Source organism: Halorientalis pallida (assembly GCF_049605515.1).
GTDB lineage: Archaea > Halobacteriota > Halobacteria > Halobacteriales > Haloarculaceae > Halorientalis > Halorientalis pallida_A.
Map to the genome: position 1 here is coordinate 25,465 of NZ_CP187159.1, position 20,376 is coordinate 45,840.

19 protein-coding genes are annotated in these 20,376 nt (G+C 65.2%); 4 read left to right on the forward strand and 15 right to left on the reverse strand.

What is annotated here, in order from left to right; translation table 11 throughout:
• Nucleotides 1-12: 12 nt before the first annotated feature.
• The 12 genes from ACOZ4N_RS20205 to ACOZ4N_RS20260 all read right to left on the reverse strand — a co-directional run bounded on the left by ACOZ4N_RS20205 (nucleotide 13) and on the right by ACOZ4N_RS20260 (nucleotide 12,094).
• Nucleotides 13-420, reverse strand: a complete 408-nt coding sequence (locus ACOZ4N_RS20205) for a PIN domain-containing protein (protein ID WP_424020051.1) — start codon at nucleotides 418-420, stop codon at nucleotides 13-15.
• Nucleotides 401-679 carry an antitoxin VapB family protein gene (locus tag ACOZ4N_RS20210; RefSeq protein WP_424020052.1) on the reverse strand — a complete coding sequence of 93 codons (279 nt, stop codon included), beginning with the start codon at nucleotides 677-679 and terminating at the stop codon, nucleotides 401-403. The genes ACOZ4N_RS20205 and ACOZ4N_RS20210 overlap by 20 nt, the downstream gene beginning before the upstream one ends.
• Before the next feature lie 56 nt (nucleotides 680-735).
• A complete protein-coding gene (locus ACOZ4N_RS20215; RefSeq protein WP_424020053.1) occupies nucleotides 736-1,095 on the reverse strand; it encodes a hypothetical protein in 360 nt (119 codons plus the stop codon).
• Between the two features lie 72 nt (nucleotides 1,096-1,167).
• On the reverse strand, nucleotides 1,168-1,965 hold the full coding sequence (locus ACOZ4N_RS20220) for a methionyl-tRNA formyltransferase (protein WP_424020054.1): 798 nt from the start codon (nucleotides 1,963-1,965) through the stop codon (nucleotides 1,168-1,170).
• Between the two features lie 119 nt (nucleotides 1,966-2,084).
• The gene (locus ACOZ4N_RS20225) at nucleotides 2,085-2,903 is read right to left on the reverse strand and encodes a formyltransferase family protein (protein ID WP_424020055.1); all 819 of its coding nucleotides are present in this window, start codon (nucleotides 2,901-2,903) and stop codon (nucleotides 2,085-2,087) included.
• 269 nt (nucleotides 2,904-3,172) lie between these two features.
• A complete protein-coding gene (locus ACOZ4N_RS20230; protein WP_424020056.1) occupies nucleotides 3,173-4,399 on the reverse strand; it encodes an orc1/cdc6 family replication initiation protein in 1,227 nt (408 codons plus the stop codon).
• 332 nt (nucleotides 4,400-4,731) lie between these two features.
• Nucleotides 4,732-6,201 (reverse strand): flippase, encoded by a 1,470-nt coding sequence (locus ACOZ4N_RS20235; protein ID WP_424020057.1) that lies wholly within the window; start codon nucleotides 6,199-6,201, stop codon nucleotides 4,732-4,734.
• Between the two features lie 6 nt (nucleotides 6,202-6,207).
• Complete coding sequence (locus ACOZ4N_RS20240) at nucleotides 6,208-8,022, reverse strand: hypothetical protein (protein ID WP_424020058.1); 1,815 nt, start codon at nucleotides 8,020-8,022, stop codon at nucleotides 6,208-6,210.
• Nucleotides 8,023-8,211: 189 nt separating this feature from the next.
• Nucleotides 8,212-9,219, reverse strand: a complete 1,008-nt coding sequence (locus ACOZ4N_RS20245; RefSeq protein ID WP_424020059.1) for a glycosyltransferase — start codon at nucleotides 9,217-9,219, stop codon at nucleotides 8,212-8,214.
• Nucleotides 9,216-10,226, reverse strand: coding sequence for a lipid II:glycine glycyltransferase FemX (locus tag ACOZ4N_RS20250; RefSeq protein WP_424020060.1), 1,011 nt, complete (start codon nucleotides 10,224-10,226; stop codon nucleotides 9,216-9,218). Before ACOZ4N_RS20250 ends, ACOZ4N_RS20245 begins: the two co-directional genes overlap by 4 nt.
• Before the next feature lie 96 nt (nucleotides 10,227-10,322).
• The gene (locus tag ACOZ4N_RS20255; protein ID WP_424020061.1) at nucleotides 10,323-11,240 is read right to left on the reverse strand and encodes a polysaccharide deacetylase family protein; all 918 of its coding nucleotides are present in this window, start codon (nucleotides 11,238-11,240) and stop codon (nucleotides 10,323-10,325) included.
• Nucleotides 11,237-12,094, reverse strand: coding sequence for a hypothetical protein (locus tag ACOZ4N_RS20260; protein WP_424020062.1), 858 nt, complete (start codon nucleotides 12,092-12,094; stop codon nucleotides 11,237-11,239). The genes ACOZ4N_RS20255 and ACOZ4N_RS20260 overlap by 4 nt, the downstream gene beginning before the upstream one ends.
• A gap of 344 nt (nucleotides 12,095-12,438) precedes the next feature.
• On the opposite strand from ACOZ4N_RS20260, the gene ACOZ4N_RS20265 reads away from it, so the two are divergent.
• A complete protein-coding gene (locus ACOZ4N_RS20265) occupies nucleotides 12,439-13,542 on the forward strand; it encodes a DUF354 domain-containing protein (protein WP_424020063.1) in 1,104 nt (367 codons plus the stop codon).
• A gap of 118 nt (nucleotides 13,543-13,660) precedes the next feature.
• Nucleotides 13,661-14,764 carry a Gfo/Idh/MocA family protein gene (locus ACOZ4N_RS20270; RefSeq protein ID WP_424020064.1) on the forward strand — a complete coding sequence of 368 codons (1,104 nt, stop codon included), beginning with the start codon at nucleotides 13,661-13,663 and terminating at the stop codon, nucleotides 14,762-14,764.
• Nucleotides 14,765-14,788: 24 nt separating this feature from the next.
• On the opposite strand, the gene ACOZ4N_RS20275 is transcribed toward ACOZ4N_RS20270, so the two are convergent.
• Nucleotides 14,789-15,334, reverse strand: a complete 546-nt coding sequence (locus tag ACOZ4N_RS20275; RefSeq protein ID WP_424020073.1) for an acyltransferase — start codon at nucleotides 15,332-15,334, stop codon at nucleotides 14,789-14,791.
• Between the two features lie 348 nt (nucleotides 15,335-15,682).
• On the opposite strand from ACOZ4N_RS20275, the gene ACOZ4N_RS20280 reads away from it, so the two are divergent.
• The gene (locus tag ACOZ4N_RS20280) at nucleotides 15,683-16,651 is read left to right on the forward strand and encodes a polysaccharide deacetylase family protein (protein WP_424020065.1); all 969 of its coding nucleotides are present in this window, start codon (nucleotides 15,683-15,685) and stop codon (nucleotides 16,649-16,651) included.
• A gap of 26 nt (nucleotides 16,652-16,677) precedes the next feature.
• Here ACOZ4N_RS20280 and ACOZ4N_RS20285 read toward each other — a convergent pair whose 3' ends face one another.
• Together ACOZ4N_RS20285 and aglF are read right to left on the reverse strand one after the other, a co-directional pair.
• Complete coding sequence (locus tag ACOZ4N_RS20285; protein ID WP_424020066.1) at nucleotides 16,678-17,856, reverse strand: GNAT family N-acetyltransferase; 1,179 nt, start codon at nucleotides 17,854-17,856, stop codon at nucleotides 16,678-16,680.
• A gap of 19 nt (nucleotides 17,857-17,875) precedes the next feature.
• Nucleotides 17,876-18,607 (reverse strand): UTP--glucose-1-phosphate uridylyltransferase AglF, encoded by a 732-nt coding sequence (aglF, locus tag ACOZ4N_RS20290; RefSeq protein WP_424020067.1) that lies wholly within the window; start codon nucleotides 18,605-18,607, stop codon nucleotides 17,876-17,878.
• Between the two features lie 540 nt (nucleotides 18,608-19,147).
• On the opposite strand from aglF, the gene ACOZ4N_RS20295 reads away from it, so the two are divergent.
• On the forward strand, nucleotides 19,148-20,371 hold the full coding sequence (locus ACOZ4N_RS20295) for an orc1/cdc6 family replication initiation protein (RefSeq protein ID WP_424020068.1): 1,224 nt from the start codon (nucleotides 19,148-19,150) through the stop codon (nucleotides 20,369-20,371).
• Nucleotides 20,372-20,376 lie beyond the last annotated feature (5 nt).

Consider the following 20,376-nt stretch of genomic DNA (forward strand, 5'->3'; position numbering starts at 1 on the left):
GTATACGCGAAGTCAGTACCCCTCGACGCTGACGCCGAGCCGCTCGAAATCGGCCACGTTGCGGGTGACGACGGTGGCGTCGGCTTCATCGGCGACCGCGGCCACGAGAACGTCGGCCGCGAGCGAGTTCACCTCGGCGCTACTGGTGGTCTCGTCGTCGTGCAGCGGGGCTTCCAGTTCGGCCGCGACGAAGGCGTGTGCGGGCCGGAAGGGAACGATCTCGAGCCAGTCGAACGTCGCACGGATCTCGGCCGGATCGAGTTGCCTCTGGAGCTGTCGCCCGACGGCGATCTCCTTGAGGTTGATCGTCGTGGTCAGGAAACTCGCCTCGTCCTCGTGGGCGTCGAGGTAGGAAGCGACGGCGTCCCGTCCTGCCCAGTAGTGGATCAGAAACGTGGTGTCAAGCAGTTTCGTCGTCATCTTCGACCTCTGCCAGCGCCTCGATGGCGTCGTCCTGTCTGTCAGCGACACCGGCCCCAGTTTCTCGCCGTGATCGCTCGGCCACCCGCTCAAGCTCCGCGGCGTCATCCTCCTGGAGCGTCCCGAACCCCGTACGCCAGTCAGTCGCCGACTCCTCGATTAGCCGATCCACTACGTCGGTGAAACTTTCACCCTCGCGTTTGCGGGCTTTGAGCCGCTCGTAGACCTCCTCCCGGATGCCGATGGTCTTCGTTCCCATATCTTGTGTTTGTGTACACAAACACAAAACGATTGTGACGGAACGGTCGAGGCGGTTCAGACTCCCGGGACGCCGAACGCGTCGAATTCGGTGATGCCGACCTCGGCGAGCACCGAGAGGACAAGAATGGCCGCGATCCAGGCGACCAGGGCGATAGCGGCGGCCGAGAGCCAGCCCCCGGAGTAGCGGCGCTTGATGACCCAGAGGTACGCCAGGAACACGAGGACGGGGCCGAGGCCGGGAATTCCGCCGAAGATGTAGCCGACGATTCCCCAGATGAGCGCTCCGAACAGCGCCGTCCAGACCGCGTGTTCGAAGTCGTTCTCGCCGGTGACGATCCGCGCACCGACGTGGATTCCCAGCGCTCCGATCAGGAGGCTCACCACGAAAACCACCAGACTGTCGACGAGTCCCATGTTCGACCAGTCGCCGCGACGGGTGAAAAAATCGATGGCCGCTCCGGGCCGACCCGATCCGCACTGACTGACCTATCCGGGGAGTACCTGCTCGTAGTCCGATTTCGTGAGGTAGAGTTTGCGGTCGCCGAGCCGCGTCCAGGCCGGTTCGTGCGGCGGGAAATCGAGCGCCCGAACTCGGTCGTAGAGCGCGAGTTGGGTCTCCGTATCACTCGCGGCCAGTTTCTCGGGCGGTATCTCTTTGAGGTCGTCGAGACTGTCCTTGGTGTAGAAGTACCGTTTCCCACCGAACGCGGACTGGGGCGTCGCCAGCCCGTCGATCTCGCGGGCCGCGATGGCGGGGAGGCAGTCCTCGAACAGTTCGATGGAGGCACCGCGAACTCGCTCGTAGAGGGTTCGGGCGGTGTCTTCCTCGGTGATCGGGACGAACTTTCGGTCGATCACGTCGCCGGCGTCGACGTCCTCGGCCATGACGTGCAGCGTCGTCCCGTGTCGCCAGTGATCGTCCGGTCGGGCGTTCATGATCGAGTGGCTGAACACGTTGCTCCCGCGGTAGCGCGGGAGTTCGGCCTGGTGGAGGTTCAGCGCGGCTTGCCGGGGCGTCTCCAGCAGGTCGGGACCGAGGATGTTCGGGTAGTAGACCGAGAGGAGGTAGTCGATGTCCGCGCCGACGACCGCCGCCTCCTCGTCGGTCGTCAGCACCGGCAGATCGTGTTCGCGCGCACGCTCGTGGACCGATCCATTCCACCAGGACTCGTGGTCGCGAGGGTACGTGACCACGGTATCGACGGTTAGCTCGTCGTGTGCGACCAACCGTTCCAGGCACGCCTCGCCCAACGGGTGACTGCCGAAGAACGCGACCGATACCATGCCAGCGGTGTCGCCGCTGAGCGGTTTTGTTATAGGCACCCTTTGGAGTCAGCGACCGGTTGGCCGGCAGCCGTCGAGGACCGAACGGTCTTAACCAACACGGGAGCTGGATCGCGGTCTTAACCAACACAGATCGCCCGCCCGTCGGTGGCTCCGCTCAGTCGCTCCCGCAGGTGGCCCGCTGCGTTCTGCACGGCGAACTCGAACACTGGGCGACCGCTCGGGAGGGTGTACACGTCGCCGAGTCGGTCGGGTTCGCGAGCGCGGCCGTCGCGGACGGCACGCAGGGCTGGCAGGAGCATGTCGCCCGAGGCCGCGTAGAGCCGTCGTCTGATGGCCTCCCAGGTGTGGCAATCCCCGATGTCGACCGTCCGGAGCGCGGCGATATCCCCGGCGTCGACGGCCTCGGTCAATCGCTGAACGGTGATCCCCGCCGTGTCGGCGTCGTGGACGAACTCCCAGAAACCCGCGGGCTGGCCGCGGTACTCCCGGAGATCGCCGTGGTGGTAGCTGAGGACGCCGTACTCGAAGGCGGTGAGGACGGGACCGACGACGAAGTTGAAGCCGAAGCGGACCGCCACGTCGGCCTCGCCCGCGACGGCGTCGACCACCTCGCCGGGAATCTCCTGTTTCCAGCCGTCGACGATCCGCGGGCGGACCGCGCGCTCGGTGATCCCGTCGCGGTCGAGTACGCGGTCGATGTGGACGTGCTCGGTCCCGACGCCGCGAGGCCGGAGCCTCGCGTTCACTGCGTTCACGACGGCCCACTCCCGGACTTCGAGGCCGCGCCGGAGCGTGTCCCCGAGCGAGCGATCCGACTCGGTGGCACTGTAGAGGATCGAGGTGATCGTCACGTCGTCGGCCGCGACGACCTGTTCGAGCGCCTCGGCTTGCCAGTCCCGGACCGTCGTCCCACTCAGGAACAGACAGACGTCCATCGTGGCTGGCTTCACCAGCAGGTTACTTCAAACTCCGCCGGGTTCGAGACCAGTCCGGTTAACCAACACTGTTGGTTAAGGATCTAAGCTGGACTGTCTGGAAAAAGCTCTGATCGCTGGCGACCGAACCCAGAATAGGCCTGTAGACACACCACTGTTGCAAGTGAAGCCGAAGGGTGTAGGGATTGAAACTGACTTCTTCACTTGCAGCGGTGGTGTGTGGGACGACGCGCAGACAGTCTTCAGGATGACAGTAGCCTTGTTAACACTTATCCGATATTGTTCATGCTGGCGATGTCTCGAATCGTCTCGATCTCCCGATCGAGAGTCAATACATCGTCCATTGCGGCAACTGCACTGGAGAACGGGACGTCGAGATCGTAACTGTAGTAGTTTCCTCGGGATCCACTTCGGTTTTCTTTTGCCGACAGAATACCTAACATCCGGAGATCCGAGAGATGATTGTAGACTGATCGCTGTGCGAGCGTATCCATTCCTGCTGATTCACAGAGCGCAGTGTATTCCTCGTATAGTTCACGCGTCCGGCACGGCGTCTCTTCTTTCGCCGCCTTCGAGATAACAGCGAGCAGCGAGAGGCGACCGTGGGCAGTCAGTTCCCTCATTCCTTCTTCGACACGCTCTTGTTCGAGTTCTGCCCGCGCCTCTTCGACCTCGGCTTCGGTGATTCTCTCGCTGTCGTTACTTTCCGCGATTTCACCAGCCAACCGGAGCAGATCAAGTGCTTGGCGAGCACTGCCGCTGTCCCGTGCCGCTAGTGCTGCACAGAGTTGGATCACGGCCTGATCGTATCCATCTTCTTTGATAGCCACTGCCGCCCGGGACTCTAGAATATTCGCGAGTTCGTTCGCGTCGTATGGAGGGAATTGTATCTCTCGTTCACAGAGAGTGTCTTGGACTCGGGGGTCGAGCTGTTCACGAAATTTAAAATCGTTACTGATGCCGATTAAACCGACCTTCGTCTCTTCGAGATACCCGTTCGCTCGGGCTCGTGGGAGTTCGTAGAGAAGTTCGTCACGGTCGCCGATTGAGTCGACCTCGTCAAGGACGAGTAGAACGGTCCCACCGATTTCGTCGAGTTCCTGATATAGCTTCTTGAAGACGGCTTGCTGAGGATAACCAGTGGAACTGATCTCACCACCAGCAGGCCGAAGCGTATTCACGAGCTGGACAGCTACCTGATAGGAGGAGTTCAGTGTCTTGCAGTTCAGTGAGACAATCGAAAGGTCAACATCGTCGTATTCGTCGAGGTCTTCCTGCAGAACTTCGAGAAGATATTCTGTGACTGCAGTCTTTCCTACACCAGTATTGCCGTAAATGAAGATGTTGTTCGGCTCCCACCCATCTACGATCGGTTGAAGCGCGTCCATGTACGAATCGATCTCTTCGTCACGTTCTTCGATCGACTCTGGCTGGTAAGATTCCCCCAAGGCGTCTTTGTTCCGGAAGATGTTTTTCTTCCGCTCGAAACGTCGCATGAAGATTCATTGACAGATAGGGTATATAAAACCACCCTTTCAAGTGATTCAACTGATCGGACAGACACACACCACTCTTGCAAGTGAAGCGCTATCTGCTAGGGGTGTAAGATTTGACACCCCACCGTTTCATCTAAAACGCTGACATAAATCGGCCCGTTTATCCCAGAAATTAGTTTCTGCTGCGCATCAAGAGAGTGGTGATTGGCGTGTTAACACCAGTTGTCACTGCAGGAAATTCGCACCCCCTCCCCCTCTTGTTGCTAGCTTCACTTGCAACGGTGGTGTGTGTCTGTCGTTGTCACTGTCCTCACACTCCTGGCAAACTCACCTCACGCCAGCAACCCGCGCACCTCACCAGGGTCCAGCAGACCGCTGGCCACGGACAGGATGGACCAGACGGTCGCGCCGAGGAGCACGACGGCGGCGAGTGAGAGGATCCCGGTGATTCCCGGGCGGGCGAGCCAGACGACGCCGCCCATCGCGAGCGCGATGACGCCGATCCGGAGAGTGCGTTCCGCCAGGTATCCCATCCCGAGGTCGAGTTCGCGGTGGATGTAGTAGACGTTGACCGCGGTGTACGCCGAGTAGGTCGTGACGGTCGCGACGGCGGCCCCCATCACACCGTAGGGCGGGATCAACAGGAGGTTGAGGACGACGTTGCTCCCGGCGGCGGTGCCGCGAGCGAGCGCGCGGATGCGTGCGAGGCCGAGGTAGTCGAGGCCGTTCCCGGTGATCTTGTGGACGGCACGGACGACGACGAAGAAGCTGAACAGCCGGAGGACGGGGACGGCGCCGAGGTAGTCGGTGCCGACGACGAACCGGATCGCTGGCTCGGCGACCAGCGCCAGGCCGACGGCGGCGGGGACGTACAGCAGGAGGACGTTCTCCATCGAGCGCTCGTAGAGCGTCGCGGCCCTGCCGGTACGCTCGTCTGCGTGCTGGTCGCCCAGGGCAGGGGAGATGGTGAAGCCCAGGGCCGTCGCGGGGACGATACAGAAGTCGGCGATCTGTTTCGCGAGCGTGTAGAACCCGACGGCGACGGGGCCGACCAGCACCCCCAGCAACACCTTGTCGATCCGGCTGTCGAGGACGACCGAGAGCCGGGTGGCGGCGGTCGGAACGCTGTATTCCAGGAGCCGGCGCGTGAGGTCGGCGGCGGGTTCCGTGGCGGCGTTCAGGTCCGCGAGAAAGTGGGTCCGGAGCGCGACGAGGCCGACGACGGCCCCGGCGGCGTAGCCCGCGACGTAGCCCGCGAAGGCTCCGAGCGCGCCCAAACCCAGCAACACGAGGCCGATGGCCCCAACCACGCGTGTCAGGGAGTTTACGACGCTGATCGCGGCGGTGTACTCGACCCGGTTGAACCCCTGGAAGACGTTCGTCAGGTACGAGAAGAACGCGCGGGCGATCACGAAGACCGCACCGAGCAGGAGGAAGGGCGTCAGCGTCGGATCGCCGAGCAGGCGGGCCAGCGGTCGGTGGAACAGGACGATGCCGCCGGCGACCGCGATGGCGAGGACCGTCAGATACCGCACGGAGATCGACAGGACGTGGGGCACCTGTCCCGCGTCGGTCGCGAGGAACTCCGTCACGTAGCGGCCGGTCGACTTGGGGAGGCCGAGCGTCGCGAGCATCGCGCCGACGCCCACGACGGAGACGGCGAAGTACAGCAGGCCGTAGGCCGCGGGGTCGAGGAGGTACCGCGTCAGCGCGAACAGGAGGACGGCGTTGGCCAGCGCGTAGACGACCCGCGCGCCGAAGAAGGCTTTCGCACCGCGAACGAGGCGAGTGGTGAGGTCCATGCCTGATCACGAGACCGATTCGTTACGCTGGTCGACGTAGTAGAGGCGGAAGTCGCCGTTCGAGCGGACGCGGTGGATGCCGGGCGTCGTTCGCAGGTCCCGAAAGCCCGAGAGGGGGTACCGGAACCCCTGGTAGAGCCTGACCTCCTGTGCGAGGTCTCGGTCGGTGATCGGGACGTACCGGTCGCCCTCGTAGTGTTTCGAGACGTTGTTGCCGAACACCCGGTCGGGGATGGATTCCTCTTTCCCCTCGAACAGCCTGCCGTCCGGCGTCCGGTCGGTGAACGTGGTGCCGAAGACGGCGTCGACGTAGCGGCGCGGGCCGCCCCTGACGCCCGCGTACTCGACCCGGGGGTCGCGGTGCTCGAAGGAGTTCTCGTAGCCCTCCATACTCGTCAGCGTGACCTGGTTCGAGGGCTGGAAGATGTACGGCGAACTGTGGACGTGGGCGACCTGGGCGGCCAGCAGGGCCGTGAACGCGACGACGGCGACGAAACGCATCGTCCGCCAGGAGGGCCAGGGGACCGAGATCGGGACGCCGTCGACGAGTCCCACCGCGGCGATCACGGTGACGACGACCATCGCCGCGCCGAGATAGCGGAAGGGCAGGACGGAGACGCTCCCCGCGAAGAAGACGAGGAAGGTGCCAGAGAGCAATGCCAGCCCGACAGCAAGATACCGCAGGCGTGTCCCCCGACGCGCGGGGTCGTCCATGCGACCGAGCCACCCCGCCAGGACGACGAGGCCCGCCACGGCCGAGAGCAACAGGCTCACGCCGAACAGCTTGACGAACAGTTCGGGGACGCTCCCGCCGAGGATCTGGAGCGAGTCCGCCCGCCGTGTCACCTCGTCGCCGGGCGGTTCGGCCCCGAGCAGTCCCTGAATCAGCCCACCTAACGCCCCGTGGAACCGCTCGAAGCGGGGCGTCCACAGGAGAAAAGCCGCCGTCGCCACGGCGAAGGGGGCGTAGAAGGGGCGCTGTCGGCTGATCGGGTGGTCGCGGTCCCAGCGGCGGAACAGCCACTGGACGGCGACGATGGCCCCGAACAGGAGCAGGACGCTCCCCGCCTGCTGGGGGTGCAGGAGGACGACCGTGGCCGACGCGAGCGTGAGCAGGACCCCCAGCCCGCTCGCCGCCCGGGGAAAGCCCGAGTCCGGCAGTTCGAGGTATCTGAAGGCCAGAAAGAGGACGAAGGGGACGAAGAAGATGGCCTGACTCGTCGGGTACGGTTCGAGGAACACGCTGACGTTGTTGATCGGGAGCAGGAGCGCGCCGGCGACGGTGCCGGTCACGAGCGCCCAGCGGGAGTCGGCGACCTCGCGGACACAGAGCGGAACGAACGCGACGAAAAGCGCGGTGAAGACGACGACCACGTACTGCATCGCACGCGGGAGGCCGACGCCCAGCACGCGGGTCACGAACACCGATATCGCGTGGATGCCGGGGTAGAGGAAGCCGAAGGGGCTGAGCCGGTCTTCGGCGAGCATGCGGGCGAACCCGAGGTGGGACAGCGAGTCGCCCGGCCCCCAGAAGTAGTAGTTCCGGAGCAGTGGGAGGGCGGCGACGGCGAGGACGCTCGCGCCCAGCAGGACGAGCGCCCCCCGGCGGACGCCCCGGGTCACCGCGGGATTGTACGCGACGAACAGCGCGAGGACGACGGCCAGTCCGAGGCCGGCCCAGAACGTCACCGGGGTCGCCGCGTACACGTCGAGTTCGTACCGGCGACCGGGATCGAGCCAGGCGGCGACGGTCGCCGTCGCGAAGGCGAGATACCCCAGCGCGAGCGCCAGGCGCGCCGACCGCACCGGCTCAGTCCCCATCGTTCACCCCTGGTCCGCCGATTCTCGGTCGTTCGAACGGCGCGAGACGTGTCGATCCAGTCATGTCGGGTTGAGCGGCTGTCGGGTGGTCCGAACCCCTCGCGGGGCGTTGTTATGGGGCGCTTTGGCGGGCCGCCCTCGGGGTTCGGCGCTCGCTACGGTGTGGATGCCCGTGGTCGCTCGCGCGGGTCACCTCGCCTCGTCCAGCACGTCGTCGTAGACGGTCCGGATGCGCTCGCCCATCCGTTCGAGGCTGAGGTCGCGGGCGTGGTCGCGCCCGTTCGAGCGCTCGTCGGCGCGCAGGACCTCGACGAGTCCGTCGACGAGTTCGGGGTCCGTCCGGCCGACGGCCGACGGCGTCACCCCGTCGAGGCGTTCGGGCACGTCGCCGACCGCCGTTGCCACGACCGGTGTGTTACAGGCCATCGCCTCCTTGACCGTGTTGGGCGACCCCTCGCGTTTCGAGGTCAACAGCAACACGTCGGCCGCGTTCATGTAGGTCGGCATCTCCGAGTGGGGTACGTCCGAGATGGTCTGCAGCGTGATCGACTCGTCGAGGCGGTCGCGAGCGCGGTCGACGACCCGCTCCGCGCGTGGGAAGTCCTTGACCTCGCGTTTGGGCGGGTAGGGAAACAGGACGTGTTTCTCCGAATCGGACCAGTCCAACTCGGCCCGGGCCTGGGCCTGTGGCCGCGGGACGAACGTGTCAAGATCGACGCCGTGGGGGATGACGTGACACTCCCGGTCGAGTTCGGCGGCCATCCGGTCGGACATGACGATCACCGCGTCGACGTGGGGGACCAGCCGTCTGGTCACCCAGCCGTACTCCCCGAGCAGGTCGGAACCCCACAGCGAGAGGACCACCGGGAGCCGCGGCTGGACGACCGCGGGCGGCGCGGTCAGCCCGAAGTTGGCGTGCAGGAGGTCGTAGTCCCCGAGGCTGTGGCGAAGCGCTCTGGTCCCGAAGCGCGCGTAGTCGAGCAGGGAGCGGTGCCCGGTGGTCCCGGCCTTGACCGAGGCGCTGTGGCTCTTGCCCGGGACGGCCACGGTCGTCGGGGTGACGCCGAACGACGCGAGCGTCTGCAACTGGCGTTCGTAGAACTGTGCCTCCTGGTTGGTGACGAAGTTCAACACGTCGAGGGGGCGCGCGGCGGCGTCGGTCCGGGCGTCGTCCCGGTGGCGGCTACTGAGAGTCACCGAACTAGGGCCTGATAGGTCTTTTTCGCCAGCGCCATCGTTCGGCCGCCCGATTCGACGACGTAGTAGGGGACCAGTTCCGCGCCGAACTTGCTCTTGTACTGGCAGAGCCGTTCGGTGTTGGCTCCCATCAGGTCGTAGGTCGTCACCGACTCCCGGGGCGGATCGTCGATGATGTCCTCGATGATCCGCCAGTGGAGCAGGCTGTTGAGGCCCACACCTTCGTGAACGGTGCGGGTGCCGCCCTGCCAGAAGTAGGCGGCGTCGTTGGAGTAGAGGACGGTGATGCCGGTGAGGAACTGCCCGGACGCGTCGCGGGCGACGTAGATCCGGGCGCGGTCGGTCTCTAGCAGGGACGCCACCAGATCCGAGACGTAAGCCCACGAGAGCGGGTAGTTTCGGCCCTGTTCCTCGTAGCGGGCGCGGGTCTGCTCGTAGATGGCGCGGGCGTCGTTACGGTCGCCCCGTTCGACGGTTACGGCGAGATCCTCGGCGTCGCGCACGTCACGCCGCAGACTCTTGCTGAAGTTCGTCCGGACGGATTCGGGGCTCTGCCCCGCCAGATCGAGTTGATAGGTGAACTGCGTCCCGAGATCGAAGTCCTGCCACCGGAAGGGTCGTGGGTCCGCGTAGGTGGTGTTACAGATCATCCGGAACAGCTCCAGCGGGGAGTCGCTCTCGATCTCCTCGAGGACCGCCTCGGTGAACCGCCGGTTCACCTTCTCCTGTTTGCGGCGTTTCGGACTCTGTGGCATCAAGACGGGGCCGAGCCGTGGGACGCTCATGCCGGGCGGCGGCGAGAACACGAGCGTGCTGAACAGCCGCTCGGCGACCACGACCGGCATCAGGCCGACCGGTTGATCGCCCTTGTACCCCGCGAACAGCCGGAGGTCGCCGTCCACGTGTTCGCCGAGTACTTCGAGCGCGGCCGGCGCGTGGAACACCTCGAAGCCCGCGTCGGGGAGGACCGACTCCCACTCGTCGATCTCGATGGGTTCGACTCGCATCGCTGAATCTGCCGACGAATCGCGGAGTCACACCTTTGTTATCAACGGCCTACTGGCCCTACGGGGTGACCGCCCGCCGATTGCTCGGCGGTCAGGTTACTGCCGCTGTGGCGTCGATTGCAGGTCGGCCGCCGTCGGGTGATCCATGCTCGCGTAGAGGTCGCCGAGGGGGCCGACCCAGGCACCCATGTCGAGCGCTCGCTCGATCAGCCGCCGATAGAGTCGTTCGTAGCCGGCGTAGTCGTCGCTGAAGTACCGCGGGTGCCACAGGACCGACATCGCCGCCTCGTTCTCGCGGGCCTCGCGCAGGAGTGACTCACAGACGCTCCAGGCGCGGTCCCACTCGGTCTCTGGGTCGGGAAGGGTCTGTTCCATGAGTGTCACGGGGAAGACGACGAAGGCGTCGTCGAACGGGCGGAACGGCTCGTACCGGTCCCGGAAGCCGTACGTGTCCCGGGACCCCGGCGTCGCGTCGTAGCGCAGTCCCACGGCGCGCTGGCGGATCCAGGTGTCGGGGCGCTCGCAGTTCAGGTAGTGCTGTCGGCCGCCGCGGATGCCGTGGCCCAGAATCTCCTCGATACGGGACTTCTCGGCGGCGAGCATCGCCGCGTCCCGGTAGGACTCGAAGGAGCCGTGGAGGCCGACCTCCCACCCGTTGCGGTCGAGTTTCCGGATCACGTCGCGCACGGCGTCGTCCGACAGCGAGTAGCGACCCGCGTAGAGCCGCCAGGCAGACGGATCGGCCAGGTCCGCGGTCGGACGGTCACGGAACAGCGACTGCTCGTCGAGGAAGTACCAGCTCGACCGGACCCCGTGACTCGATTCGATCTCCATCACGCGCTCGAAGGTCCAGTAGGGGTTGCGGCCCGGCAGGAGGTCGAGCAGGTGTCGCGGGTCCCGTTCGGCCAGCGCGTAGTACAGCGACTGGTAGGTCTTGTACGGACGGTCCACGTCGTGGGAGAGACAGAGCGCGAAGGCGGCGTCGTCGGCGACGGTCCCGTCCAGCCAGCTCATGAACTGACCAGTGAGAGGCCGCGTTTGACGGCGTTGATCGCCGCATCTTTGGCCCCCTCGACGAGCCACTCGGGGCGACTCCCGGCCCAGCGATTGGGGTGTGAGAGCAGGCAGACGCGGTCGATCCGTCCGGAGAGCAGGAGCCCGGTCAGTTCCGGCGTCGTGTCGACCTGGACTCGTTTGTCCCCCTCGCCCATGGTGTGGTCTTTGATCTTGAGGTCGCCGTCCCGCCAGGTGCGGCCGGTGTCGGAGAAGTAGGTTACGTCGGTGAAGTCCATCGAGAGGTACGCCTCGCCCAGCAGGTCGAACCGGTCGAAGTCGGCGTGGTCCCAGATGTCGCGGTTGTCGTGGGGCGAGAGGGGATTGCCGTGCATACAGACGGTCGCCACGTCGACGAGCGACCGGAGGCGGTCGAGTTCCCGCTCGAAGGAGGCGAGTGCTGCCCGGGGGTCGCCGTCGGCCCGGTCGAGGTCCTCGTAGTGATAGCCGACCTCGTGGCCGAGCGCGGCGATGCGCTCGATCACGTCCGGGCGGAAGGTCTTGTCGATGGTCCTGACGTAGTAGGTACTCGTCACGCCGCGTTCGGCCTCGATGCGGGCCATCGCGAGGGCGTTGCGCGGCTTCCGATCCACGTCGTGGCGCAGGACGGCGAACCGGTCTGGGAGTCCGGTTCCGCCGTCCGGCGTGGGGTTCGCCGGCCGGTCACTGGTTCGTTCCGGGGGCGATACGGTCCCGGTCGTGTCGGCGCGCCGAGCGAGGTACTCTCGGACCGTGAGGAACTCGTAGTCGGCCGCCAGTCCCGCGTCGAGGAGGCGGCCGTACGTCGGATAGGTGAAATCGGCGTCTCGGGACATCGGGATGGGCCTCCGTTGGTGGGAGCGGTGACCGGACGGCGACGGCGGCGACAGCGGGCGAAGATCGCGCCGGCGTCGATCCCGGTCCGTCGTTCGTTCCCCGCTGACCACGCTGGCGGCTTAGTTATGCCCGCCCTGTCCGGCGGTAAGAGCGCGGTGACCGGTGAAACGATCCAGCGACAGAGAGGTCACTGCGGGCGGGCGTCGAGGCCGTCGCTCGCAATCCGGGGCCTACACTCTCCTCGTGATCCGGGGCCCGGCGATGGGCCGTCGACGCCGGCCGTCACGGCCGGGTGGGTCATAATCCCACGATAACTTAGGCGAGTGGAACGGTCGGTTGCCCCATGACCGGGGAACGACGACGGGTGCTGTTCGACATCAACCACCCGGCACAGGTACACCTGTTTCGGCCGCTCGTTCGGGATCTGGAGGGACGGGGCCACGAGACGCTGGTCACCTCGCGGGACAAGGAGATCACGACGGAATTGCTGGACGCCTACGACATCCCACACGAGTGTCTCTCGACCGAGGGCGGCGGCCTGCTCGCGACGGCGGCAGAGATGGGCGTCAAGGGCGTCCGGCTCTACCGCATCGCGCGGTCGTTCGATCCGGACGTGGTGGTCGCCCGCCCCAACCCGCCGGCGATCTACGTCGCGAAACTGCTCGGCGCTCGGACCGTGATGCTCCGGGATACCGTCATCCCCTCGCGGTTCCTTCGGGCCTGTTATCGCGGACTGATGCTCCCGTTCGTCGACGACCTCTGTGCCCCGGAGGGGTTCGAGACGGGCCTGACCGGGGGCCGGAATCACACGCTCGGCTTTCAGGAGCTGACCTACCTGCACCCCGACCGGTTCGAGCCGGACCGCGAGCGGCTGGAGCGCCACGGCGTCGCGACCGACGAGTCGTACTTCGTCCTCCGCTTTGCGGCGTGGGAGGCCTACCACGACGTGGGCGGTGGGGGCTGGTCCACCGCGGGCAAGCGCGAACTGGTCGACGCTCTCTCCGAATACGGCACGGTGTACGTCACGAGCGAGGCCGAGTTGCCCTCCGAGTTCGCCGAGTACGAACTGGCGGTGCCGCCCCACCTGATCCACGACCTGCTCTACTTCGCGGACCTCTACGCGGGCGACTCCCAGACGATGGCGACGGAGGCCGCACTGCTGGGGACGCCGGTGATCCGGGTCAACTCGAAGGTCGGCACTCACGAGATGCACAACTTCGAGGACCTGGAGCGGCGGGGTTTGCTCTACTCGTTCCGTGACGAAGGCCGGGCGCTGGCGAGAGCCCGCGAACTGATCCGGGGCGAGGAGACCGACTGGCAACGCCGTCGACGCGAGTTGATCGCGGACGAACCCGACGTGGGTGCGTACCTCCGTGACCTGATCCTCGACCCGGACACGGTGGAGCGGGACCGCGAGGAGCGGCGGCTGACGGCACCGTCGAGCTGAGGGCCGATTCCGCCGGTTCGCGTCGAGCTGTCGCCGTCGGGCGCTCACACTCGGTTGCGGGTGCTTATCGAGTGTTGGCCGGCAATAACAATGAGGGCCGGGCACCCGAGCCACGCGCATGTCCCTACGCACAGCCGTCGTCGGCGGCGGGACGGTTTCGGACAACCACCTCGACGGGCTCGACGAACTACCCGTGACGACGCTCGCAGCCTTCTGCGACATCGACGCCGACCGCGTTCGGGCGGTCGCCGCGGAGTACGGAGTCACCGGCTACACGGACGCAGAGACGATGTTCGCCGAGGCCGACCTCGACTGGGTACACCTCTGTACGCCGGTCGGCACGCATCTGGAACTGGCGACGAAGGCCATCGAAGCCGGGATTCCGGTGTTGATCCAGAAACCGATCACCGAAACGGCCGAGGAGTACGAACAGCTCGCCGAGACCGCACGCGAACACGGCGTCCACGTCTCGGCGGTCCACAACCACGTCTTCGACCCGGCGATGCGGGAACTGACGACGGCGCTCCAGGGGGACGCGGTGGGCGAGGTACGGGCCGTCGACGTCCGATACACCGGACAGACCTATCCCGACGACGTGCGCCGTGGCGAGTGGGCATTCGACCTCCCCGGCGGCGAGTTCGAGGAGGGACTGCCACACCCACTCTACCTGTTGCTCCGCGTGGGCGGGTATCCCCGCGCCGAGGACGACGTGCAGGTGGTCACGCACTGCCGCAACGAGTACGAGCGTCCGTTCACCTACGACGGGGCGAAGGTCCAGTACTGCAGTCGGGAGGACCTGCTCTGTAGCGCGACGCTGACGCCCGGTCGCGTGCCCGACAAGAGCGTCACCGTCCACGGCGAGGACGGCGTGTTGATCGCCGATCTGATCGCACAGACGCTGGTGACCCTGGATCGGGACTATTCGGCCTCCGCAATCGCTCGCGCCCGGAGTAACGTGGACCGTGCGCTCGCCCGGCTCGGCGGCAACGTGGCGAACCTCCGGCGCGTGATCGCACGCCGCCGCAACGACGACTGGGAGACGAAGACGGAACTCGACGCCCACGCCTACCAGTTCGAGGCCGAGGCGCTGGCACTCACCGGCGACCGCGAGCCACCCGTTCCGCTGGCGGAGGCCGGCTGGACGATCCGGCTGATGGAAGCGATCCGTGACGCCGCGGCCGACCGTGCCGAGGCCACGCAGGACGTGTCGGTCTCGAACTGATCGGGGTCTGGATCTTCTCGACTTTCAACGCTCGTTTTCGCCCTCCAGCTCCTCCGGAAGCGGGTAGTGTTCGGCGGGGACGCCGGCGGCGAGCGTCTCCGGCGGCACGTCCTCGGTGACGACCGCGCCGGCGGCGACGAAGGCCCGCTCACCGACGGTCACGTCCGGGAGGATCGTGGCGTTCGCGCCGATCGAGGCGTGTGCCGAGATCGTCGGACCGGTCAGTTCCACGTCCGTCCTGAGGGGGTAGGGATCGTTGGTCAGCACGGCGTGGGGGCCGAGGAAGACGCCCTCGCCGACCGTCGTCTCGGGGGGCACGTAGACGCCGGTCTGCATGCTCACGGCGTCGCCGACGGTGCAGGTGCCGTCGAGGACGGCGTTGGTCCCGAGGATCACGTCGTCGCCCACGGTCGTGTCCTCCCGCACGATTGCGTTGTGGCCGGTCGTAAAGTTTCGACCGATCCACACGTCGGGATAGACGACGGTCCCCGATCTGATGGTCGCGCCGTCGCCGATCCGGGGCGCGCGTTCGTCCGCGCCCGGCGACAGGAACTCGACCGACGATGCGATCTCACAGTGCTGGCCGATCCGTGTCTCGGTCACGTTCTCACCCCCGGGGGCACTCGGTCCCGCGACGGTGCCGTCACCGGCCCGGCACGCCCCCGGTGAGCCGTGGCTTACCACGGGTAACGGTTTTGTTATACCGCACCTGTCCCGGCCGCGGTCACGTCGGGGCGCTACTGGTCCGTCGGACCGCCCGCGACCGCTGGCACTCCAGGGGGAGACCGAACCCGAGACACGCGTCTCCCCGGTAGCCGGGGTGCCGCCGGAACACAGCCGGAAGGTAAACGGTATTTTCCGCGTATCACGGTTTTTCCGACCGTAACGAAGTGGCCGGCTACGGTAGCACTGGGGACAATGGGGACCGTCGTCCTCTCCGTCGACGCGGAACTCGGCTGGGGATTTCACGACTTCGCGGAGCCGCCCCGCGACCGTCTCACCAGCGCACGGCGCGGCTGGCGAACCCTGCTCGACCTGTGTGACGAGTATCGCGTCCCGGCGACGTGGGCCGTGGTCGGCCACCTGTTCCTGGACGAGTGTGCCGGCCACCACGCCGACCACCCCGCACCGCCGGGGTGGTTCGATCACGAGCGCGGCGACGACCGCATGCCGCCATCGTTGCGGTTCGGGGACGGACTGATCGACCGAATCGAGGCGGCCGACGCGGATCACGAGATCGGACTGCACACGTTCTCACACGTCGAGTTGGGTGCGGACGGGACCACTGCGCGGCTGGCCGACGCGGAGCTGTCGGCGGCCGTCGAGGCGGCTCGCGAGTGGGGGCTCGACCGGCGGCCGCGGTCGTTCGTGTTCCCGCGGAACAACGTCGGCAATCTGCAGGCGCTCGCCGATCACGGTATCACCTGCTACCGGGGGCAGGCACCGACGGCCCGGGCGGACGGCTACGGGGCTGTGGGTCGGCTCTTGCGGGCCGCAGTCGGCACTACCGCCCCGCCGCTGGTCGAGCCACGCCAGGACTCGCTCGGGCTGGTCGATCTGCCGGCCTCGCTGTTCCTGTTCTCCGTCGAGGGGCCGGCCCGCTCGCTCGCCGAAGCGGTCGTCGGTGATCCGGTCGCGATACTGGCCAGACGCGGCATCGACGAGGCGGCGGCGACCGACGGGGTGTTCCACATGTGGCTGCACCCGAACAACCTCGTCACGCCGCGGGACGTGGCGCGGATGGAAGCGATCTTCGAACACCTCGCACGGGTTCGAGCCCGTTCCGATCTACGCGTCCGAACGATGGGGCAGGTCGCCGCCGAGGCGCGAGGGGCTGGGGAGACTGCGAGGGAAGCGGTCGCGACCGACGGATCGAAGCCGGAGTAGTCGAACCGGACCGGAGGCGTGGTGGATCAACCGGTGTTGTGTTCACAGAACGGCAGATCCCAGCTGTCCGGGTCGGCGATGTCCCGGCCCTCGACGGTCCAGGGATCGGGGGCGTCCTCGGGTGTGAGCGGCATCGTGATGAGAACGGTCGAGTTCGCGAGCGACGAGAGGGCCAGCCCGTCGTCGGGCTGGAAGCCGAACGACCGGAGCAGGTCGGCCGGGAGCCCCGACCCGGCGACCGCGAACACGTCGGTCTCTGGGTGAGTCCGGAGCAATCGCTCGAATAGCGCGGCCACCGCAGGACGCCGCGTCTCGCCCGCCAGCGGCACCACGTCCGCGATCCTGGTTTCGGTCCGTTCCGCGAACTGACGGGTGCCCGCGACGAGACCGGCGACGGGATCGCCGTCCCGGCGTGCGATGTAGCCGTCGTACTCCCAGTTGGGATTCTCGAAGCGCCAGTCGTAGAACGCCCGGTCACGGCGGACGTGGATCACGTCGGGCTGGGGGAGGGCGGCGATATCGGCCAGCGTCTCGGTCGGGACGCCGGGCTGTCGTTCGACCGCGATGTCGGCACGGTCGTGGCCGTTCCGTCGTCGGTCCTGAAGGCGGTGGTAGCCGCCGCTGAGCCCGTCGAGGACGGACGCCGTGCCGTCGGGGGCCCAGGAACCGAGTTTCTCGTCGAGGTACGTCGACGGTCGTTCGATCCGGAGCCACGTTCGGATCGGCCCGACCGTCCGCGCGCCCATGTCGAGATAGGCCGGCCGTGACCTGGCGTTGGGGATCGCGAACAGCAGTTCCGGTTCGCGCCGCCGGTAGTAGGCGAACGCGAGGTCGTTCATCCGCGAGAGCAGGCCGCGTCCGCGGTGGTCGGGGTGGACCACGGTGTCGGCGGTCTGCAAACCGATCATCGTTCGGGGACCCACCCGGAGTCGGAAGGGGACGAACGGCCGTGCCCCGACCACGTCGCCCTCGTGGTCGGCCACGAATACCGGCGTGTGGACGAGATACGGCTGGCCCTCGAACTTCCAGGCGAACCACTCGCGACTGCCGCCGAGTTCGAGTTCGGTGTCGCGATGGAGGTCGAGATATCCGTCCACGTCTTCGGGCACTATGCGGCGGATGCGGTAGGTCTCGCCCTCGGCCTGGTGTTCGATAGTCGGGTCGGGATCGGTCGCGGCCTCGGTGGGGTCGAGTTGCTGGCTCATGTGTTCGGTCAGTGTGCGATTACTGGCTAATTTCCGGCTGGTCGGCCCGGAGTCGCTGTTCTGCCTCCTCGCGATCTTCGGGGTAGCCGATGTCCAGCCGCCACCCTTCGAGGGGAATGGCGTCGATGGTCCGGCCGCTCTGGAGCAGGAGGTTCACCGCGTCGGTGATTTCGTACTCGCCGCGGTCCGAGGGCTGGACCAGGTGGCAGGCGTGGAAGATAGCCGGCGTGAACGTGTAGAATCCCGTCATCACGAGGTTCGAGGGCGGCGCGTCGGGTTTCTCGACGACCTCGACGATCTCGCCGTAATCGTTGGTGTCACAGACGCCGTACCGGCTGGCCTCCTCGCGGGGAACCTCCTCGACCAGGAACGCGGCGTCGGCGCGGTCTTCCTGCTGGCGGCGCACGGCGTCCCGGAGGTTCGCGTCGAAGACGTTGTCGCCCATCATCAGCATGAAGTCGTCGTCGATCTCCTCCTCGACCGTGAGGAGGGCGTGGGCGAGCCCCTGCTGGCGGCGCTGGTGGGCGTAGGTGATCGGGACGCCGCGGAACTCGTCGCCGTAGTAGCTGATGATGTCCTCCTTCCGGTAGCCCACGACCACGAGGAGCTCGTCGGCGTCCAGGTCGACGAGCCGCTCGAAACAGTGGGTCAGGATCGGCCGGCCGTCGACCTCGACCATGCCCTTCGGTTTGTCTTCGGTCAACGGGCGGAGCCGCGTGCCTTCCCCGGCCGCGAGTACGACGGCTTTCATGTGACGGCCGTCCCCGTGTTCCGAGAAAAGTATGGGCGCGTTATCTGGGATACGGGACGTATACTCGCGTTTTGTCTATCGAATGTCAATAGTGCAACCACCATTCCGTGAGGGGAGACACACACCTAGTTTCGAGTTATAGGGAAAACGAGGGTAGTTGAATGGCAGGAGAGTGGCTGAAATGCGTTCCCTCGGTAAAACAAGTAATTTTTAACTCGAAACTAGGTGTCTACTCTCTAGTATAGATACCTCTAGTCTAGATAGAATTATAGAGAATGCAAATCCGGAACTCTTGATAGATGCAGCAAATTCTGTAGTGCCTGCATCTATCTACTGAATATAACTCGAAACTCGGTGTCCCTCTGAGAGACATAATTCCGTTCCCGACTGATCACATCTTAACTCGAAACTAGGTGTGTGTGAGTAGGTTCGAGTATACACTTCTAATCCAACATTCGGAAGACTGAGACACACGAAACGTCGGATATAACTCGAAATCCAGTCCAAATATACTTAAGATAGGCGGTTGCAACTAACCTCATGCCCGCTGACGACGGTTTCGATCGTGAACCGGATCCACTCTTCGAGTCCGTAGAGCCCTCCGGAGGAGATCGCATCTTCGAACGTCGGGAACTCGTGACCATCGATCACTTACCCACAGAGGACCGGATCGTGGGTCGAGATGAACAAATTCGGATGATAGCGGGCGAGATCGGACCAGCCGTATCCGGTGCACCACCGAATTCCGTGATGATCTATGGGAAGACCGGTTCAGGTAAATCGCTCGTCGCCAAGCACGTAGTACAGCGAAGTAAACGGGAAGCGACGCGTCGAGGCAACGCATTGGCGACCGGCTATGCGAACTGCTCCCAGGCGAAAGGGAATTCAGACACGTTGCAACAACTGGGTGAGCAGATCACTCCTGCCGATAGTTCTGTAACGTTCCCGGAACGTGGAATCTCCGAAAACGAGTATTTCAATCGGTTGTGGACTGTTCTGGATGCACAATACGATGCTGCAGTCTTCATTCTCGACGAGATTGATCGGCTCAAGAATGATGATATACTTATGATACTATCGCGAGCGGCCGAATCCGGCTCAGTCAGCACACCTATCGGTGTCATCGCCATCTCGAACAAAATAAATTACCGGGATCAGATGAGCGAGCGGACGAAAAGCTCGTTTGGGCATACTGAATACGTCTTTGACCCGTACGATGCTACACAACTCCGTGAAATATTGGCAAACAGAACTGACGCATTCAAAGCTGGAACATTGGAAGATGGAGTGATCCCGAGAGCGGCGGCACTCGGGGCCAAAGAGCACGGCGATGCACGGAAGGCGATGCGATTGCTGCGATACGCGGGCGACTACGCGAAAAACAACGGCGCAGATATGGTCCGTGAAGAGCATCTCCTCGAAGTTCGTGCGTCCGCTGAGGCTGAGCGTCTCCGTGACTTGGTTTCTGGTTTACCGAGTCACTCTAGACACGTCCTCAACGGGTTGGCCGCACTCACGAAACAGAACAAGGAACGACAGTGGTTCCGGACGACACAAATTATCGACGCGTACGAGCGGGTTTGTCGAAAAGAAGGCGTGGACACGCTCACGAAAGACCGTGTACGGCAGTTACTCAAGGAGTTGGCATTTCTGGAAGTGACTGAAAACCGCTCCAATCACGGGGGGAAAGGCACGGGGTCGTACAAGGAACATCGATTGATGTGGGATGCGGAAACGGTGTCCAGAATGCATTCGCGAAGCTGACCGGA

Excerpts from the sequence above, each read along its gene's own strand:
- ACOZ4N_RS20205 (WP_424020051.1), bottom strand. The coding sequence starts at position 420 with ATGACGACGAAACTGCTTGACACCACGTTTCTGATCCACTACTGGGCA.
- aglF (WP_424020067.1), bottom strand. The coding sequence starts at position 18,607 with ATGAAAGCCGTCGTACTCGCGGCCGGGGAAGGCACGCGGCTCCGCCCG.
- ACOZ4N_RS20235 (WP_424020057.1), bottom strand. The coding sequence starts at position 6,201 with ATGGACCTCACCACTCGCCTCGTTCGCGGTGCGAAAGCCTTCTTCGGC.
- ACOZ4N_RS20230 (WP_424020056.1), bottom strand. The coding sequence starts at position 4,399 with ATGCGACGTTTCGAGCGGAAGAAAAACATCTTCCGGAACAAAGACGCC.
- ACOZ4N_RS20270 (WP_424020064.1), top strand. The coding sequence starts at position 13,661 with ATGTCCCTACGCACAGCCGTCGTCGGCGGCGGGACGGTTTCGGACAAC.
- ACOZ4N_RS20220 (WP_424020054.1), bottom strand. The coding sequence starts at position 1,965 with ATGGTATCGGTCGCGTTCTTCGGCAGTCACCCGTTGGGCGAGGCGTGC.
- ACOZ4N_RS20280 (WP_424020065.1), top strand. The coding sequence starts at position 15,683 with ATGGGGACCGTCGTCCTCTCCGTCGACGCGGAACTCGGCTGGGGATTT.
- ACOZ4N_RS20260 (WP_424020062.1), bottom strand. The coding sequence starts at position 12,094 with ATGTCCCGAGACGCCGATTTCACCTATCCGACGTACGGCCGCCTCCTC.
- ACOZ4N_RS20285 (WP_424020066.1), bottom strand. The coding sequence starts at position 17,856 with ATGAGCCAGCAACTCGACCCCACCGAGGCCGCGACCGATCCCGACCCG.
- ACOZ4N_RS20225 (WP_424020055.1), bottom strand. The coding sequence starts at position 2,903 with ATGGACGTCTGTCTGTTCCTGAGTGGGACGACGGTCCGGGACTGGCAA.
- ACOZ4N_RS20255 (WP_424020061.1), bottom strand. The coding sequence starts at position 11,240 with ATGAGCTGGCTGGACGGGACCGTCGCCGACGACGCCGCCTTCGCGCTC.
- ACOZ4N_RS20210 (WP_424020052.1), bottom strand. The coding sequence starts at position 679 with ATGGGAACGAAGACCATCGGCATCCGGGAGGAGGTCTACGAGCGGCTC.
- ACOZ4N_RS20215 (WP_424020053.1), bottom strand. The coding sequence starts at position 1,095 with ATGGGACTCGTCGACAGTCTGGTGGTTTTCGTGGTGAGCCTCCTGATC.
- ACOZ4N_RS20250 (WP_424020060.1), bottom strand. The coding sequence starts at position 10,226 with ATGCGAGTCGAACCCATCGAGATCGACGAGTGGGAGTCGGTCCTCCCC.
- ACOZ4N_RS20265 (WP_424020063.1), top strand. The coding sequence starts at position 12,439 with ATGACCGGGGAACGACGACGGGTGCTGTTCGACATCAACCACCCGGCA.
- ACOZ4N_RS20295 (WP_424020068.1), top strand. The coding sequence starts at position 19,148 with ATGCCCGCTGACGACGGTTTCGATCGTGAACCGGATCCACTCTTCGAG.
- ACOZ4N_RS20240 (WP_424020058.1), bottom strand. The coding sequence starts at position 8,022 with ATGGGGACTGAGCCGGTGCGGTCGGCGCGCCTGGCGCTCGCGCTGGGG.